This is a genomic window from Bacillus capparidis (genome assembly GCF_017832095.1).
In the GTDB taxonomy this organism is placed as follows: Bacteria; Bacillota; Bacilli; order Bacillales; family Bacillaceae; genus Bacillus; species Bacillus gobiensis.
On sequence record NZ_JAFDST010000002.1, the window covers coordinates 1,034,513 to 1,049,254 of the forward strand.

A 14,742-nucleotide genomic window follows, 5' to 3' on the forward strand; every position below is an offset into this window, starting at 1 on the left:
CTTTACCGATAGAATAAATTGCCGTCAACTCTGCTGTTAATTCATCGTCATACCGCCTGTCACATTAATCGCCTGACCTGTCATATAGGAAGACAGGGGGCTAGCCAAAAAGAGAGCGACATTAGCTACATCGGACGGGAGAGCTGTCCTGCCAAGCGGAACTTGCGAACAGTCTTCCTCATATATCTGTTCCGGCGTCATGTTTCTTAATTTGGCACCGTCAATCCGCTCTCGATGCTTCATACTCGTCTCCACAATGCCAGGACAGATCGCATTGACCAAAATTTGTTTAGGAGCCAATTCGATGGCCATGACTTTCGTAAATCCCAGTACTGCATGTTTCGATGAACAATAATTTCCCATACAGCGGTAACCGTTTTTTCCGGCTTGCGAGGCTATGTTGATGATCCTGCCTTCAATACCCCGTTCGATCATCTGACGGGCAACCGCCTGTGTGACTAGGAAAGTTCCTTTGGAGTTGACATCCATGACTCTGTCCCAGTCTTCTTCTTTAATATCTACGGCATAATCCATCGTCGATATCCCCGCGCTATTAACAAGAATATGAATCGAGCCTAGCAAATCAGTCGCCGTTTTCACCGCCTGAGCCACATCCGATTGATTGGTGACATCCAGTCTAAGATGAACCAAACGTTCTGATTTCTGATCCACTTTCTGGTCAAAAGCGATATCGGCCACGGCTACTCCTGCGCCGGCTCCAAGAAACAGATCGGCGATTCCCTTGCCAATGCCGGAACTCCCCCCTATAATTAGTACATTTTTATCTTTTAATTCAATCGTAATCATTTTTCACTCTCAATCTCCCAACTTAGAAAACATTATTTAAATAAGTGAAGCGCCTCAATCCGGTCAACAGCCTCTGCCAATATATCTTCACTGTTCACCAAGCTGATTCTTACAAACTGATTGCCATTTTCTCCAAACCCAATCCCCGGAGCCACGACGATATGCGCATGATCGAATAACAAGTCAGAAAAAGACTGGCTATCATAACCTTCAGGCACCCTCAGCCAGGCAAAAAATGTCCCCGGCGGCGATGCAACATTCCAGCCGATACGCCGCAGGCCGTCGATCAATACATTACGCCTACGCTGATAGGTGCTTACAATATCAGCTGCACATTTCTGGGACGACTTCAGCGCACAAGCTGCCGCATCCTGAACCGCACCAAATACTGTGCTGTAGGCATGCATTTGAAAATGGTTCAATGCCTGAATAATCGATGCATTGCCCACAGCAAATCCAAACCGCCATCCTGCCATATCATAAGTTTTAGACATCGTATAAACTTCAACACCTACGGTCTTCGCATGCTCCGTTTGCAGGAGACTCAATGGTTTGTTGTGATCAAATCCAAGTGAAGCATAGGCAAAATCATTAATCACCGGAATATGATACTTTCTGGCAAAATCAATCGTCTCTTCGCAAAACGCCTTTGTCGCAAGCGTACCGGTCGGATTATTAGGATAATTCAGCAGCAGCACTCGTGCTTTTTTTAAAATATCCTTTGGAATCCGGCTATAATCCGGAAGAAACTGATTCGACTCCTCTAAAGGCATAGCGTAAGTCTGTGCCTGTGATAGAATGGCCGAGGAATAATAGATGGGATAGCACGGATCAGTAATGAGCATATAGTCTCCGGGATTAAGCAGTACCTGCGGAATTCCGGTAATACCAATGTGAGCACCATGAAAAATGGCGACCTCTTTTAACGGATCCAATGTCACCCCATACTCTTTTTTATAGAAATCGGTGATCGCTAACCGAACATTTTCTTTCCCGAGAAAAGGAGGATAAGCCTGATTTTCCGGCTTATCGACCGCTCTTTTTAAGGATTCAACAATATGCCCCGGAGTTGGGAGATCCGGATTCCCTTTGGAAAGATTGATAAAGGGCTTCCCTGAATGCTCTGATTCAGCTAATCTATTGTCCAGCTGATCGAAAAAATTAACTGGAAGCTTTCTAACACGTTCAGAAGACTGAAAATAAACCAATGCCTCTCCTCCTACTTTACTTCCACACAAGATAATCTAATTCTTATGTCCAAAAACCAGCTGCACAAGTTGTTCAAGGTACATTGCATCAATCGCATCAAAATGGTCAAAAAGAGGGCTGTCTAAATCTAAAACACCAAAGAATCTATCGCTGTCCGGCCAAAACACAGGCACGACAAACTCTGAATTTGAGCACGGGTCACAGGCAATATGTCTGGGAAACTGATGAACATCAGCAACAATCTCCGTATTTTTCATAAATGCAATCTTCACACAAACACCTTTATTAAGAGAAATGTGCATGCAAGCTACCCTTCCTTAAAACGGGCCCAATATTAATGCATCATTTTTCCAGCGATAAAATGTCGTGACATTTAAATTAAAGATCTTTTCAAAGATCAGAGACAACCATATTGCTCATATTAGCCACCAAGTCAAATTCATTGTTAAACAAAGCCCGAATTTGTTCCGTTAATTCAATATGTATATCCTTTTTTTCCACTCCAAGCATCCTGTCTTGTTTACTTATTCTGCAATCTATGAAAAAAACAGATCGAACTTTTTTCTGCCACTATACCCAATACATCCAAAATCTCATTTCGTATATTGCCAAATACAATATGGCAAAATGGGAGTTTCATAGATAATCGTGATTAAAATTTCTGTATCATCGTTAGCCTATCAATTTGCTCCAAATGAGTTGAACCAACAATATTGGTTAGTATTATTTTCACACGAAAAAAAGCTTTGTCTTTTCGTACATCTCCTCTCTAAATTTATTTAATTTTATACACATAATTCCTATATGTCAACTAGGATTAATAACTCAACTTTCGGAGTTAAAAAATGTAGTTATGCCTATATTCAATCCAGTTATTCTTTGAAAGCACGATTCTTATTCCATCGAATTTGACCTCTGAAATATAGTTGTCGTCGTCAAATGGCTCCTTCACTGATTCTAATAACATAGGAAAAATAACAAAGAAATCACACCTCACTTACTATAAAATTGTAAGTGTTTTTTGATCTCTTCCCAATTAATTTGATTAAGTAATGGAAAGAATTAAAAGCCCTCCATACGTATGAAGGGCTTTTGATTATCATCTATTTTAATCATCATATTGGCCCTTACGAATTCAATCCCAGGCTTCTACATATACTGTTCCATTATCAGAGTATCTTTTCACATAAAATTCAGCTTGATTATTAGAGCCATCGACCCAAGCATTGACATCTTTGAAGACATGACAATAAAATCCATGGGCTGATTCCGTATAATAAAAATCATCACTTGTACTATCACCAAAGTAAACGCCAGATTTTACTTGATCGTCTGGGTTATATGCATCTTCTTCAAATAAATAGTAATAACCTTTTGGACTATAATAGGGAAGACAAACCCTAAAATCGCCTCCACCTGATTTAAAGTTTTTACTTTATAATCCCAACTCCCAGTACCCAAAGGTTTCATGCTGCTTGCAAATGCAGAAGAAGGGACTAATAACGCAACTATCAATGCAGTGACAATCATTTTAAACTTCTTCATACTCATCCCTCCTCTCCCGTTTTGACTTGAAAAATCTTATTCTCCATATAATCCCACAAACCTCCTTTTTATCCAATAAAAAGCAGTTTATTATGATGCAACGGTTTTTTGGGACAGCAGTCGACTTAAAAACAGGATACCTTTAGAAGCAGACTGATTTTTAAGAGACTCATTGATTCATTGCAACGCTTTGAATCAACCGGCTTACAGGGACTCGATGTCCCGAAAAACGGTTAGAGAAGATTCTTCTATTACTTAATCGGAAGGAGCTGTAACTTTCAAAATCAACGTAAATAAATTTAATAAAAAAGGAAGCAAATGAAATCTACTCAAAAAGCAAAAAAATGGTTTTTTTCTATCATTAGTAGTGTGCTGGTGTCGGTTGTTTTCGTAGTGAATAACCAAAATCGGCATTGGCAGATCGTTTTAGACCCTTGTAGCACATGACACTGAGATTAATCATTACATTCCTACTATTTTTTACATAAAATTATTAATTTGATTGAAAACAGATTTTCACATGTTAAACTTATTTATTGTAAGGGTTTACATATTAGAAAAGGAGAGTGGCTAAACGGTTATTATAAAGGCACAATATTATCATGTTAAAAGGCAACGTAATTGATGAAACACAGGAGGCAGAGGGGAATGCAAGAGATAATCAAAAGAAGTGTCAGAACTTTCATACTATTTATTTTTGCAGGAGCTATTACATTTTCTTTCAGCGTAGATGCATTTGCAAAGCAAGTACCTGCAGAGCCAACGTCATATCGTACGGTTACAGAAATCCATGACTGGGGCGCAGCTATTACAAAGGTAATTGTTGATTTAGGGAAGCCGGTGAATCGGAATTCAGTAACGAAGGATACTTTTAAAGTACACGTAGCAAGAAGTGATGACAGGTTGGCAACTCCGTTATTGGAAGAAGGTTACCGAACAGTCACTAAAGCGTATGTTGCTGATAAAAAAGGAAACCCTGTTGGAAGAGGGAAATATGTCGTATTAGAAATGGAAATTGGACCAACTGTATCATTAGGTTCTGCACTTAACTATGATGGTGAATTTAATGAATGGGTGAATTCTGACTATACGATAACTCAGGCGGAAGATATTATTTCAAGGTCAGGAACAATTTCAGGATTAGTTGCTGATACATATGCAGGGGGAACGAAAGAGATTGTAGATGATTTCTCATCCGGAAAAGCAACGTATGATAATGTTACTTTAACTTATGCAGACTATGCGCCATCCAAAGACAAAGGAAAGAATCCACTAATTATTTGGTTGCATGGTGGCGGAGAAGGCGGCACAGATACTACGATTCCACTTTCTGCAAATAAAGCAGTTAACTTTGCGACAGAAGAAATCCAATCCTATTTTGAAAGCGCTTATGTTTTAGTGCCTCAGACACCAACTAGATGGATGGACGGTTTTACAGGAAAAGCTGATGGAACGTCTATCTATCAAGAAGCACTTATATCTTTAATCAAAGATTATGTTGCTAAAAACCGTGACATTGATCCAAATCGAATCTACATCGGCGGAGCTTCTAACGGTGGATATATGACAATGCTGATGATTCGTGATTATCCAGGGTACTTTGCAGCAGCATTTCCGGTATGTGAAGGTTTAAATGATCGATTAATTACGAATGAAGACATTCAGACAATTAAGGACACTCCAATCTGGTTCGTTACAGCTAAAAATGATACAACATTAGATCCAACAATCAATACACTTCCGACGTATGACCGTTTGATCGAAGCTGGGGCCAATAATGTTCAATTATCTTTATTTGATGATGTTCATGACACTACAGGTTTGTACAAAAACGAAGACGGCACCCCATATCAATACGATGGACATTCCTCATGGGTTTATGTGTTTAACAACGAAAGTACAGCAACAATTAATGGAAAAACAATAACAATTATGGAATGGATGGCTGCCCAGTCATTAAAGGGGTCCTACCACATGCCCATCAAGCTAATATTTTGAAGTACCCCCAAAACGAAAATTTTATAAAAAGTTTCACTGTTTTAATAAGCCGATACGAAAGAATTCGTGTTGGCTATTTCTATATCACGTCATCACAGGTTCATACGTACCTGTTGATGGCGGTAAAAGTATGATTTAAGTCGATTTCATATTTCTCTCAACTTATACAAATTCATTTCAATGAATCATATGTGACTAGAGGGAGGACTAATTAAATTGATAACTGAAAAAGTAAATTTGAATTGATATGTATGGATTCTGAAGAGTATCCATCCGTGAATCTTATTGAGGATACGTCTTCTCAAATTACGCTTGATACTAAACTATTCAAAGTGGAATTGGCCAAAGTAGCATTCGCAGCTGCGGACCAAGCCACGCGACCTATTTTGCAAGGTGTCTTAATCCAAAAGAAAAATGACAGTTTAGAGTTTCTATGTACAGACAGTCATCGGTTGGCCCTTATGAAATCTCCAATGAGCGGCAAGGAGACGTTTCAGTTTGTCTTTCCTGCCAAAGAGTTAGCACAAAGCTTCAGCAAACTCATGGATGATTCCTATGATGTGATGCTGATCGTAAATGAAAGATTAAATACGGTGACGAACTCCAAACCGGACTGATCACTATTTCCTCATAGAGTCCTCCTCCATTAATTACACCGAACATCAAGATTGTCACGAATAATACTATAAATGCAATTTTTTTCTTCAACACAATCCACCTCTTTGGTTTGTCGTATCAAACATTTCATCTTACCTAAAAATAAATATAAGATAATTGCGTATTTTCTATAACTGGCCAGAGAGGTATTTCAGATCAGACCTCTCATTTAGAAGTTTCGAATTGAGAAAGCAAAATTTTCTCCATTTTTACATCCATGTTTAATTACACCGGCAATAGGTAAATTTATTGTTAGGTACCATGTTAAAGGAGATGGATTGTATGAGTTATCAATTAGAAGGAAAAGTCGCAATCGTGACCGGTGCGAACGATGGGATTGGTCTTGCGACAACAAAGGCTTTATTGAACGAAGGCGCGAAGGTAGTCGGAGCCAGCCTCACCATCGAAGACATCAAGGATTTAGCGGGAAAGGATCAATTTCTCCCAATAGCGCTTGATTTAACTGAACCCGGCAGCTGCAAAAAATTAGTAGATGCTGCAATTTCTCAATTCGGTCAGATCGATATCCTTGCAAACATTGCAGGCATTGCGATCTACAAGGACAGCTTTTTAGATGTGACCGATGAAATTTGGGAAAGAACATTTGCGACGAATTTATTTGCCATAGTACGTTTAACAAGAGAAGCAATTCCACATATGAAAAAACAAAAAGGCGCAAGCATTATCAATATCGCTTCCGAAAGCGGCCATGTTCCGGACTCGTTTGCGATTGACTACAGTGCCAGTAAGGCTGGAGTGCTAAATCTCACACAAGCTCTTGCCAATGAATTCGGCGGTGATATTCGTGTGAATGTTGTATCCCCCGGACCAACAAGAACAGAAATGTGGAACAAGCCTGGCGGAATGGTCGATATGCTGGCAGAAATGTTTAATAAAGAACGCGAAGAAGCCGTTTCACACTTTGCTAAAAACGTCCGGCAAATTCCCCGCGGTTCGATCGGCCAGCCAGAGGAAATTGCAAACGTCATTTTATTTTTAGCGTCTGACAAATCCTCCTACGTAAATGGTGCTGAATTCCCTGTAAACGGCGGCTCAGTAAAATACAAATGACATCAACGCTTAAAAAGGCATCCTATATTCATTTGGATGCCTTTTTTCTATTACTTTTTCTTACCTATATAAAGCAAATGCGATGAGATTCCTAAAATCGCCGGATCTGCTGCAGTATCTTTTAATAGCTCTATCAGCTGGACAAACTCACCTTTTCCCCGGTTTTTCCAATATTCCCACTGCTCGTTTGATAAGAGGCTGCCTATATTAGATGAGCCAATCAAATTCAATGTCTCAAATCCGTTTGACTCCATGAAGGGTTTAATGTCTTCAATACGAAAATAATACGCTCCTGTAAAGCGTCCCTCGTCACTATGATCAAACTCGCCAGTACGGATAAATTCCTTGATTGACTCCATGTTGTCATTCGGCCGCCAATGCTCCGGAAATTGCAGAGATGACAGCACGTGTCTGATTCTTGGCATGAACGCGACAAATACAATTCCATCTTTTTTTGTTACCCGATACAGCTCTTGAATCGCTTCTTTTCGAGACTGTTCCAATTGCAAATGGTACATCGGGCCAAGCGCAAGTGCTGCATCGAATTGATCATCCCGTAAAGCAGATAGATCTCTTGCATCCGCAACGTGAAATCCTGCAAATCGTCCGGCAACACCCAATTCGGTTGCTTTCTCTTTTGCAATCTCTATGAGTCTTGGGACAAGGTCGGTTAATGTAACTTCATACCCTTGCTGCGCTAATCGCATAGCATATTTTCCGGGTCCGGCACCATTATCCAATACCTTTCCTGTTTTCGGTAAATACGCCTGAATAAAGTGCCAATTAACCTGAAATTCCAATGGCTCACGATCCAGCCGCCCCCATTCATCAAATCGGGAGTAATAGTCGATCATTTTGCCCATAAATTGCTCTCCTTTTTATCCAATTATATGCAAAGTTATTTCTCTTTCAAAATGATTCATTGATCGTTTTCTTGAAATATTTTAAACTATAAAAAAATCAAGGAGCGTATAATGAAATTAAAAGGTTTAATTAGTACTATCAATATTCTTATTATCTCTGCAGCAATTTTACTATGTACACTCATTATTTCAGATTCTTTTAAGGGTAGGTAAAACATCGCTATGGAAAATGAAATATTAACTGAAAACGAATTAGCAAACTACTTATCTATTTCCCCTGATGAATTAGATGAGATCATTCAAAAAGATACAAGAGAAAAGATATCTTTAAAAAACGGAACGAATTCTTGGGATACATATCGGTTTATTCCTTATACGAATTTTAATGGTGAAAAACGTTTCCTTAAAAGTGAAATCAAAAAATGGTTGAATATCAATCTAGTATGTAAGTCATATATTGAACTGCCCCCTGTCAAGTAGACAGGGGGCAGTTCATATTTATTGGATTCCTTTTTCTTTCCCATTATTAAGTAAATTAATGAGTAGGATTTGCACGTATATTCCGTAAGCGGAACATATATCGCGTATGAAGCACATATATTCCGCTACTTGCTCATATTAGCAAGAAACATTTAGGGAGCGACCAAAAAAGAATATCCCGACCAGGCCAAAGGGTTTTAAAGATCTTTTGGGAGATGCAAAGAGAGAAAAATTCTCTTTCAAATAACTAAACCCCTCATTTCCAAAATACCTACAACCGGCCACAATGTCGGCAACGTCCCCGCCTGCGGATATAGTAGGCCGCAGTAGCTGCACCAAGGGAAACTCCCCACGGAAGCCAAGAAAGAAATGGTCCGGCCTCGCCCCAATTCTCCATTGTGATACTCCCGTTTAGCATCATAATGATGATCGGTGGAGCCATTTTCACTCCTGCAAGCGTAATGATAGCCGCCATAAGTGTAGAAGGAACAACTGCTAACCATACGGGAACCGGCTTTCCGGCCATGAATAGAAACCAGCGCGGAAATACTTCTCCCCATCGCTGAGTAAGACCCAGAGTCAGTATTCCGCCGCCTATACACATGGCTCCCAAAAATAATTCCATCATGATTAAAGTCGGACTCGAATTCGTGTCCAATGTTGTCCCCAAAGGGATTCCAAAAGCCCAAGCCCAGCGTACAATTGCATAGGGGAGCGCCATCACAACTGCGATATAGGTGAACCGCTTTCCCCAACGTGCTGCAGATTTCACTGAAGCTCCGTGGGAATCGTCTTTTCGGCCGCAGCAGCCGCATGCTTCGTTTAATTTCCTGTGGTAGGACAAGGCAGCTGCTCCCCAGAGAAATCCACCTGCTATGCAAAAGACCTGATTTAGTACGAGCCAATCGACAAGTTCCACGTGTAACACGAATAAATACGCGAAGTTCTGCACGATTCGTACATCGGGAATCACCAATAAAAGCGTCACGCACATCAACCAGCTAAAGAACAGCAACACCCAGCCGAGAATAAGGCGGCCACTCGTTTTAACCATCGCTAATGCAACCGCAAAGCCTATAAAGTTTGTAGCAGCGATAGTGAGACCACCTGTGTCTGCCCTCAAACTCGTCAAAAATGATCCCATCATCATTGCACGAGGGTCATTTTCACCAAAAGGAAAATGGGAACCTCCCAATCCCCAGTATATTCCGAACACGGCATAAATGAGCGACCATCCTGCAGCTGCGTATCCTGCCCATTTCGGCCATGCTGAGAACCATGAAGAACGGGTTGAGATACTAGATTGCTTCTCGTTTGAAAACATCAACATTCAGAACCATTGCAATACTTACATCGGCCGCGACGGCGGTAATAGTAAGAGATAGCCGCTAAGCCAAGGGCAGTTCCCCAAGGAATCCATAGAAGCATTGGTCCAATCGTTCCCCAAATGTCGTTTAATAAGATTCCTTCAGCTGGCATGAGCTGCAGCTGTATCGCAAAAAAAGTGAAAGTAAAGACAACACCGGCAGCAGTTACCGCAATCGCTACAATCGACGCGGGAATAACGGCCAGCAATATGGGAACTCTCTTCCCGCCCACAAACGGAAACCAGCGCGGGAACACTTCCCCCCATTTCTGAATGAGTCCAAGCGTAAGGAGGCCGCCGCCTATACATATTCCGCCAAAGACCAATGATGTTATCTGAGCAATTGGATTCACCTCAAAGAACTGACTGTCAACACCGAAAGCAACTCCGAACGCCCAAACAATTCGAGTACAAGCATAAGGGATAGGAGCAAATGCAGCGATATAAGTGATCCATTTCCCCCACCTTACTAGAACAAATGCTTTTCCATTCTCTGTCCGCCCGCAATAAGTACACGCTTGGCGGACTCTCCGAAAATAAGAAACAGCTGCAAAGATCCATAATAAAGCACCTATAATACAAATGATTTGATTGAATATTAGCCAGCTGAAATCAAATTTAAATAAGAAAGCATAAGCCATAATCATAATTAAACTACTATCAGGGACAAAAAGGAGTAAGACAGCAGCCAATCCCCATGCATATGTCATGATCAACCAGTAAGGCACCACTCTTCCCCAGGCTTTATGCATAGCGATTCCAAAGAAAACGCCAAGAGAACAAAGAACAACAAAAGCGATGCTTCCTGCTTGAGCCGGAAGGTACGTCACCATTGCAGAAAACATGACCATTTCTTCCTGGATAAAGGGATATCCTTCTCCTCCCAGCAGCCAGTATAAGTGCACGATCCCATATACGATTGACCAGGCCAAAGCGGCATATCCTATCCAAGAGGACCAGTGCCAGAGACGGGGAGCAGATTTTTTCTCCAATCCTTGTGCGCGAATTTCCATCCTGTTCATCGACCTTTCTATTCATAATTTTATAAACAGCGGCACTTTCTTAAACGAAAGAAGCCTTTCCATACGAATAGAATAGTCTGCTAGGATGACCATTAAGATGACATCAAGTTTAAGTTTTGTTTAACTTTTCCCTCCCCAAATAAATACACGTTCCATCTGAAGAAGCAGCCACTTCCCATACTAACCCCATTTCCTTTGTCATCAGTGACACGATCGAAAGGCCGATACCCGCACCCTTAGCTTCAGATTCATGCTCAAAGCCTTCTCCCTTATCCTTTATAGCAATGAAAGTAGAACCATTTCGCTCAACTGTTTTGATTCCAATATATTTGCCAGAATTCGCATGACGAAGTACATTTTGAAACAAATTATCCAAAATGCTCCGGAACCATAAAGAGTCTACGTGCCATATCAACGCTTTTTCCGGCAAATCAATATCCACTTGAAATCCGTGCTTTTCAAAAACCGGATACCATTCCGCTATCGAATTGCGGAGCACGTCTAATATATCGGTGTCTTTCTTATTAATGGGATGCTTTCCAGCAGTAAGCAGTGTATAGGAAAGAAGGTTGTTGATCATTTTGTCGACGTCACCCAGCTTGTTCACAACAATTTGTAGAGATTCTCTCCCTTTTGGAGATGACGGATCCATTTGTACTGAATACGCATGCTGCCTGATCACTGTTAAAGGCGTACGCAAATCGTGGGAGATATTGGCGATCAGCTGCTTTCTAAGCTGCTCTTCCTTCTTCTCACTTTCCCGACTGGACTTTAATTGCCTGATCATCTCGTTAAATGCTCCTTGCAGTCTGCCAATCTCATCTTTTTTTCTAATCACGACCTTATCAGGGATGCCTTCAGTTCCCATATCAGACATTGCAGACTGGAGCTGGACGAGCCTTTTGCGTATGCTTACAAAAAAGAACCAAGAAAGCATCAAAAAAGCCCCGCTGACAATAAAGAAAAAGGCGATAAATAAGTAGTCCTTAAATAATGACATATTGCCGAGGTTTGTCTTCACTTGTAAAATCCGAAAGACGATGACTCCCTGATGAGAGTCATCTCCGATTAATGACGAAATTGTATACGTAGCTTGAGGATCGCTATTTTGTAAAAAAGTTTGGGCTTCGAATTTGTTCTCTTCCAAAAATGCAAGAGCATCAACAAATGTCCAATTTTCCGGAATGTCTACCGGCCGATCCTGAACAAATCTGGATTTCCCATTTTTATCGATCCAAAAAATCTCTCCTTCAGGATACTTGTTATGAAACGCCTGAAGACGAAGATCAATCTCACTCGCTGGCTGATCGTCTAATTCAGCAGCCTCCCGTTTCAACGCACTCTCTACTTCTTGTATATCGTATAGCGAGCGATTGAACAAAATTTGCGGAAAATAATAAATTGCTGGAATGATAGGCAAAAGCACTAAAGCGCATAGGATTAGGAGCAAATATCTGGTCATTAATGATTGCAGGATATTCATGGTCTCATCCGATATCCAATGCCGCGAATCGTTTCGATGATTTGCGGTTTGCTGGAATCGAGCTCAATTTTTTCGCGTAAATGGCGAATGTGGACCATCAGCGTTTTGTCCCCCTCTATGTAGGAATCTCCCCACACCGCTTCGTAGATTTGTTTTTTCGTTAAGATTTGATCTAGGTGGTTTAACAAATACATAAAAATATGAAATTGCTTGCCCGTCAACACGATTTCTTCGTTGGAAACTGTGTTAAGTATGCGGTTCGCATTCTGATCAACACGGAGGTGCATGAGCTGTATTATTTCCGTAGAAACAACCCCAAAGCGCCTTAACAGCACTTGAATCCGGGCAGCTAGCTCGTCAGGATGATACGGTTTTGTCATATAATCATCGGCAAAGGCGAGCCCTTGCAATTTATCCTCCATTGACGTTCTCGCTGTCAGCATGAGGATCGGCGTTTTCGGATACTTTTGCTTCAGACGCTGGCCAACCGTATATCCGTCCAGTCCAGGAAGCATAATGTCCAAAATAACAAGATCGACTCGCTCCATATGCTTCATAGAATCATATCCTGAGGTAATCCAGATGACTTCGTAGCCGCAGTCGTTTAAAAATTCGCTCACCCAAGAACCTATTTCTTGATCGTCTTCGATATGTAAAATGGTCAGACCCATTGTTTGGTGCCTCCCCCGCCAGTAAAATCCAACCTTATTTTACCATGGCAACAGGCCAACTACCATTGCTAGATAGACCATTTTATTGATAACAATAATATTCCTCGAACATTATATGTTGATAACTCTTTTTCTTACGTTTATTTATTGAAGTAAGTTGTGACATCATTCAATACCTTGATATTTAACTTATATATTTTTTCGCACGTTTTTAAAACTTATTTTGCGTGAATAACAAATAAGGATCATACATATTAGGGCTAAATGTATGATCTTTTATATCTTTTAGATCAATGAAAATTAGGAAGGGATTCGGAGCTTTCCTTTTTTGTTTTGATGTTTTACATTTGTGGTAGAGGTAGACATCATCACAATACGTATCTTTTTCAATTAATCCTTTTATCCCGCGAATTTGCCCTTCAATTCGATTTAATCTTGTTACTAAATTGTTTTTCACTTTATCTGAATGATGACTTTTTCTTTCACCATCTGATGAACAGCATTGATCGATTTCAATCATATGATCAATGCTTTCTAAATTAACTGACATTGGATCACCTCCTCAATTACATATTACTATACCCCCCTATGGTATATAAAGTGATATTTTTAAAACATTCATCATAAAACCTTCGATAAACATAATCTGAATGACATTAAATTTTGTCCTTAACAATTGTTAAGTCTTGAGTACTAGGTTAACCTTTTCAATGTATTACAAATTATGGGTTTCTTTAGCTTAAGCACCTATCCCATCTTTATTGAAGATAGGTGCTAGGTTGTAATTTGTTTAAACTTTATTTAGGCGATAGCTCACCTTCTGTGACCCATTTATGATTTTTCACTTCTTCGCCACCATTTGTCTGAGTGAAATCAACCATATATACAGTCGTTTTTTCGGCAGAATCAATTTCAGCAGTTGCGCCATCCATACCTTCCATATGGTCTGCATTTACTTTAACATTTGTTCCAGGCTTTAATGGTGCCTCACCAGCATCTTGTAACTCTTCATGAATCACCCATTTATGATTTTCCACTCTGTCTCCGCCAGTTGTCGGAGTATACGAAATCGTATAAACGGTCGTATCATATGCACCTACAATCGTTGCCTCAGCACCCTTCATACCTGCCATGTGATCTGTTTCGATAATTGCATGACTTCCAACTTTATAGGTTGGATTTTCTGCTTCTTTTAAACCTTCAGGAACTTCACCTGAGCTAGAATGGTTCATATTATCATGATCCATGCCTTCTATGTCTTCCGTTTTTTCCCCATGTTCTGCGTGTTCATTGTTTTTTGTGTTTTCATCATTAGCGTTGGCGCAGGCACCAAGTATTAAGAAAAGAGTTGCAATTAAAGACAATATAACCTGTTTTTTCAGCATGTAAAAAATCCTCCTTTTTTACTGTACCACGCTTCTTTTTCTTATTTGTCCTTCAATTTAATGTAATCTTGTTATTAAATTATTTTTCATTTTATCTGAATGGTGACTTTTTCTTTCACCATCTGATCAACAACATTGGTCGATTTCAACCTCCACCTCCTCAACATTGTTACTTTACCCCCCTA

General features: G+C 40.2%; 15 protein-coding genes and 3 pseudogenes. 4 read left to right on the top strand and 14 right to left on the bottom strand.

Annotated elements, in window-relative coordinates; all coding sequences use genetic code 11:
* Window positions 1-36 precede the first annotated feature (36 nt).
* The 6 genes and pseudogenes from JOC74_RS12290 to JOC74_RS12305 form a co-directional block, all read right to left on the bottom strand.
* Complete coding sequence (locus JOC74_RS12290) at window positions 37-807, bottom strand: SDR family NAD(P)-dependent oxidoreductase (protein WP_053604843.1); 771 nt, start codon at window positions 805-807, stop codon at window positions 37-39.
* Between the two features lie 32 nt (window positions 808-839).
* Window positions 840-2,015 (bottom strand): aminotransferase class I/II-fold pyridoxal phosphate-dependent enzyme, encoded by a 1,176-nt coding sequence (locus tag JOC74_RS12295; RefSeq protein ID WP_053604844.1) that lies wholly within the window; start codon window positions 2,013-2,015, stop codon window positions 840-842.
* Between the two features lie 36 nt (window positions 2,016-2,051).
* A complete protein-coding gene (locus JOC74_RS12300; protein ID WP_211086161.1) occupies window positions 2,052-2,273 on the bottom strand; it encodes a GAF domain-containing protein in 222 nt (73 codons plus the stop codon).
* A gap of 593 nt (window positions 2,274-2,866) precedes the next feature.
* Window positions 2,867-2,983, bottom strand: a pseudogene (locus JOC74_RS23520) (ATP-dependent DNA ligase); the annotation flags it as partial.
* Between the two features lie 168 nt (window positions 2,984-3,151).
* Window positions 3,152-3,391 (bottom strand): annotated as a pseudogene (locus JOC74_RS24460) (YndA family protein); the annotation flags it as partial.
* Entirely contained in the window at window positions 3,337-3,561 is a 225-nt protein-coding gene (locus JOC74_RS12305; RefSeq protein WP_053604845.1) for a hypothetical protein, read from the bottom strand. The gene JOC74_RS12305 and the pseudogene JOC74_RS24460, both read right to left, overlap by 55 nt.
* Window positions 3,562-4,209: 648 nt before the next feature.
* Here JOC74_RS12305 and JOC74_RS12310 point away from each other — a divergent pair.
* The 3 genes from JOC74_RS12310 to JOC74_RS12320 all read left to right on the top strand — a co-directional run bounded on the left by JOC74_RS12310 (window position 4,210) and on the right by JOC74_RS12320 (window position 7,287).
* Window positions 4,210-5,559, top strand: coding sequence for a prolyl oligopeptidase family serine peptidase (locus JOC74_RS12310; protein WP_053604846.1), 1,350 nt, complete (start codon window positions 4,210-4,212; stop codon window positions 5,557-5,559).
* A 275-nt stretch (window positions 5,560-5,834) separates the two neighbouring features.
* A complete protein-coding gene (locus tag JOC74_RS12315; protein ID WP_053604847.1) occupies window positions 5,835-6,176 on the top strand; it encodes a DNA polymerase III subunit beta family protein in 342 nt (113 codons plus the stop codon).
* A 322-nt stretch (window positions 6,177-6,498) separates the two neighbouring features.
* Window positions 6,499-7,287: an SDR family NAD(P)-dependent oxidoreductase gene (locus JOC74_RS12320; protein ID WP_053604848.1), complete on the top strand. Its 789-nt coding sequence runs from the start codon at window positions 6,499-6,501 to the stop codon at window positions 7,285-7,287.
* Window positions 7,288-7,337: 50 nt separating this feature from the next.
* On the opposite strand, the gene JOC74_RS12325 is transcribed toward JOC74_RS12320, so the two are convergent.
* The gene (locus JOC74_RS12325; RefSeq protein ID WP_053604849.1) at window positions 7,338-8,150 is read right to left on the bottom strand and encodes a class I SAM-dependent methyltransferase; all 813 of its coding nucleotides are present in this window, start codon (window positions 8,148-8,150) and stop codon (window positions 7,338-7,340) included.
* A 222-nt stretch (window positions 8,151-8,372) separates the two neighbouring features.
* Here JOC74_RS12325 and JOC74_RS12330 point away from each other — a divergent pair, with 222 nt between their 5' ends.
* Window positions 8,373-8,630: a hypothetical protein gene (locus JOC74_RS12330; RefSeq protein ID WP_053604850.1), complete on the top strand. Its 258-nt coding sequence runs from the start codon at window positions 8,373-8,375 to the stop codon at window positions 8,628-8,630.
* A gap of 271 nt (window positions 8,631-8,901) precedes the next feature.
* On the opposite strand, the gene JOC74_RS12335 is transcribed toward JOC74_RS12330, so the two are convergent.
* From JOC74_RS12335 to JOC74_RS24150, 7 genes and pseudogenes are all read right to left on the bottom strand, one after another.
* Window positions 8,902-9,960 carry a hypothetical protein gene (locus tag JOC74_RS12335; protein ID WP_245212889.1) on the bottom strand — a complete coding sequence of 353 codons (1,059 nt, stop codon included), beginning with the start codon at window positions 9,958-9,960 and terminating at the stop codon, window positions 8,902-8,904.
* On the bottom strand, window positions 9,954-11,018 hold the full coding sequence (locus tag JOC74_RS12340; RefSeq protein WP_148564344.1) for a DUF3995 domain-containing protein: 1,065 nt from the start codon (window positions 11,016-11,018) through the stop codon (window positions 9,954-9,956). Before JOC74_RS12340 ends, JOC74_RS12335 begins: the two co-directional genes overlap by 7 nt.
* A 109-nt stretch (window positions 11,019-11,127) precedes the next feature.
* Complete coding sequence (locus tag JOC74_RS12345) at window positions 11,128-12,501, bottom strand: sensor histidine kinase (protein ID WP_053604852.1); 1,374 nt, start codon at window positions 12,499-12,501, stop codon at window positions 11,128-11,130.
* Entirely contained in the window at window positions 12,498-13,172 is a 675-nt protein-coding gene (locus tag JOC74_RS12350) for a response regulator transcription factor (protein ID WP_053604853.1), read from the bottom strand. Before JOC74_RS12350 ends, JOC74_RS12345 begins: the two co-directional genes overlap by 4 nt.
* Window positions 13,173-13,383: 211 nt before the next feature.
* Window positions 13,384-13,722 (bottom strand): metal-sensing transcriptional repressor, encoded by a 339-nt coding sequence (locus tag JOC74_RS23945; protein ID WP_082364129.1) that lies wholly within the window; start codon window positions 13,720-13,722, stop codon window positions 13,384-13,386.
* 247 nt (window positions 13,723-13,969) lie between these two features.
* Entirely contained in the window at window positions 13,970-14,557 is a 588-nt protein-coding gene (locus JOC74_RS12360) for a YdhK family protein (RefSeq protein ID WP_053604854.1), read from the bottom strand.
* A 60-nt stretch (window positions 14,558-14,617) separates the two neighbouring features.
* Window positions 14,618-14,713 (bottom strand): annotated as a pseudogene (locus JOC74_RS24150) (CsoR family transcriptional regulator); the annotation flags it as partial.
* Window positions 14,714-14,742: the final 29 nt, after the last annotated feature.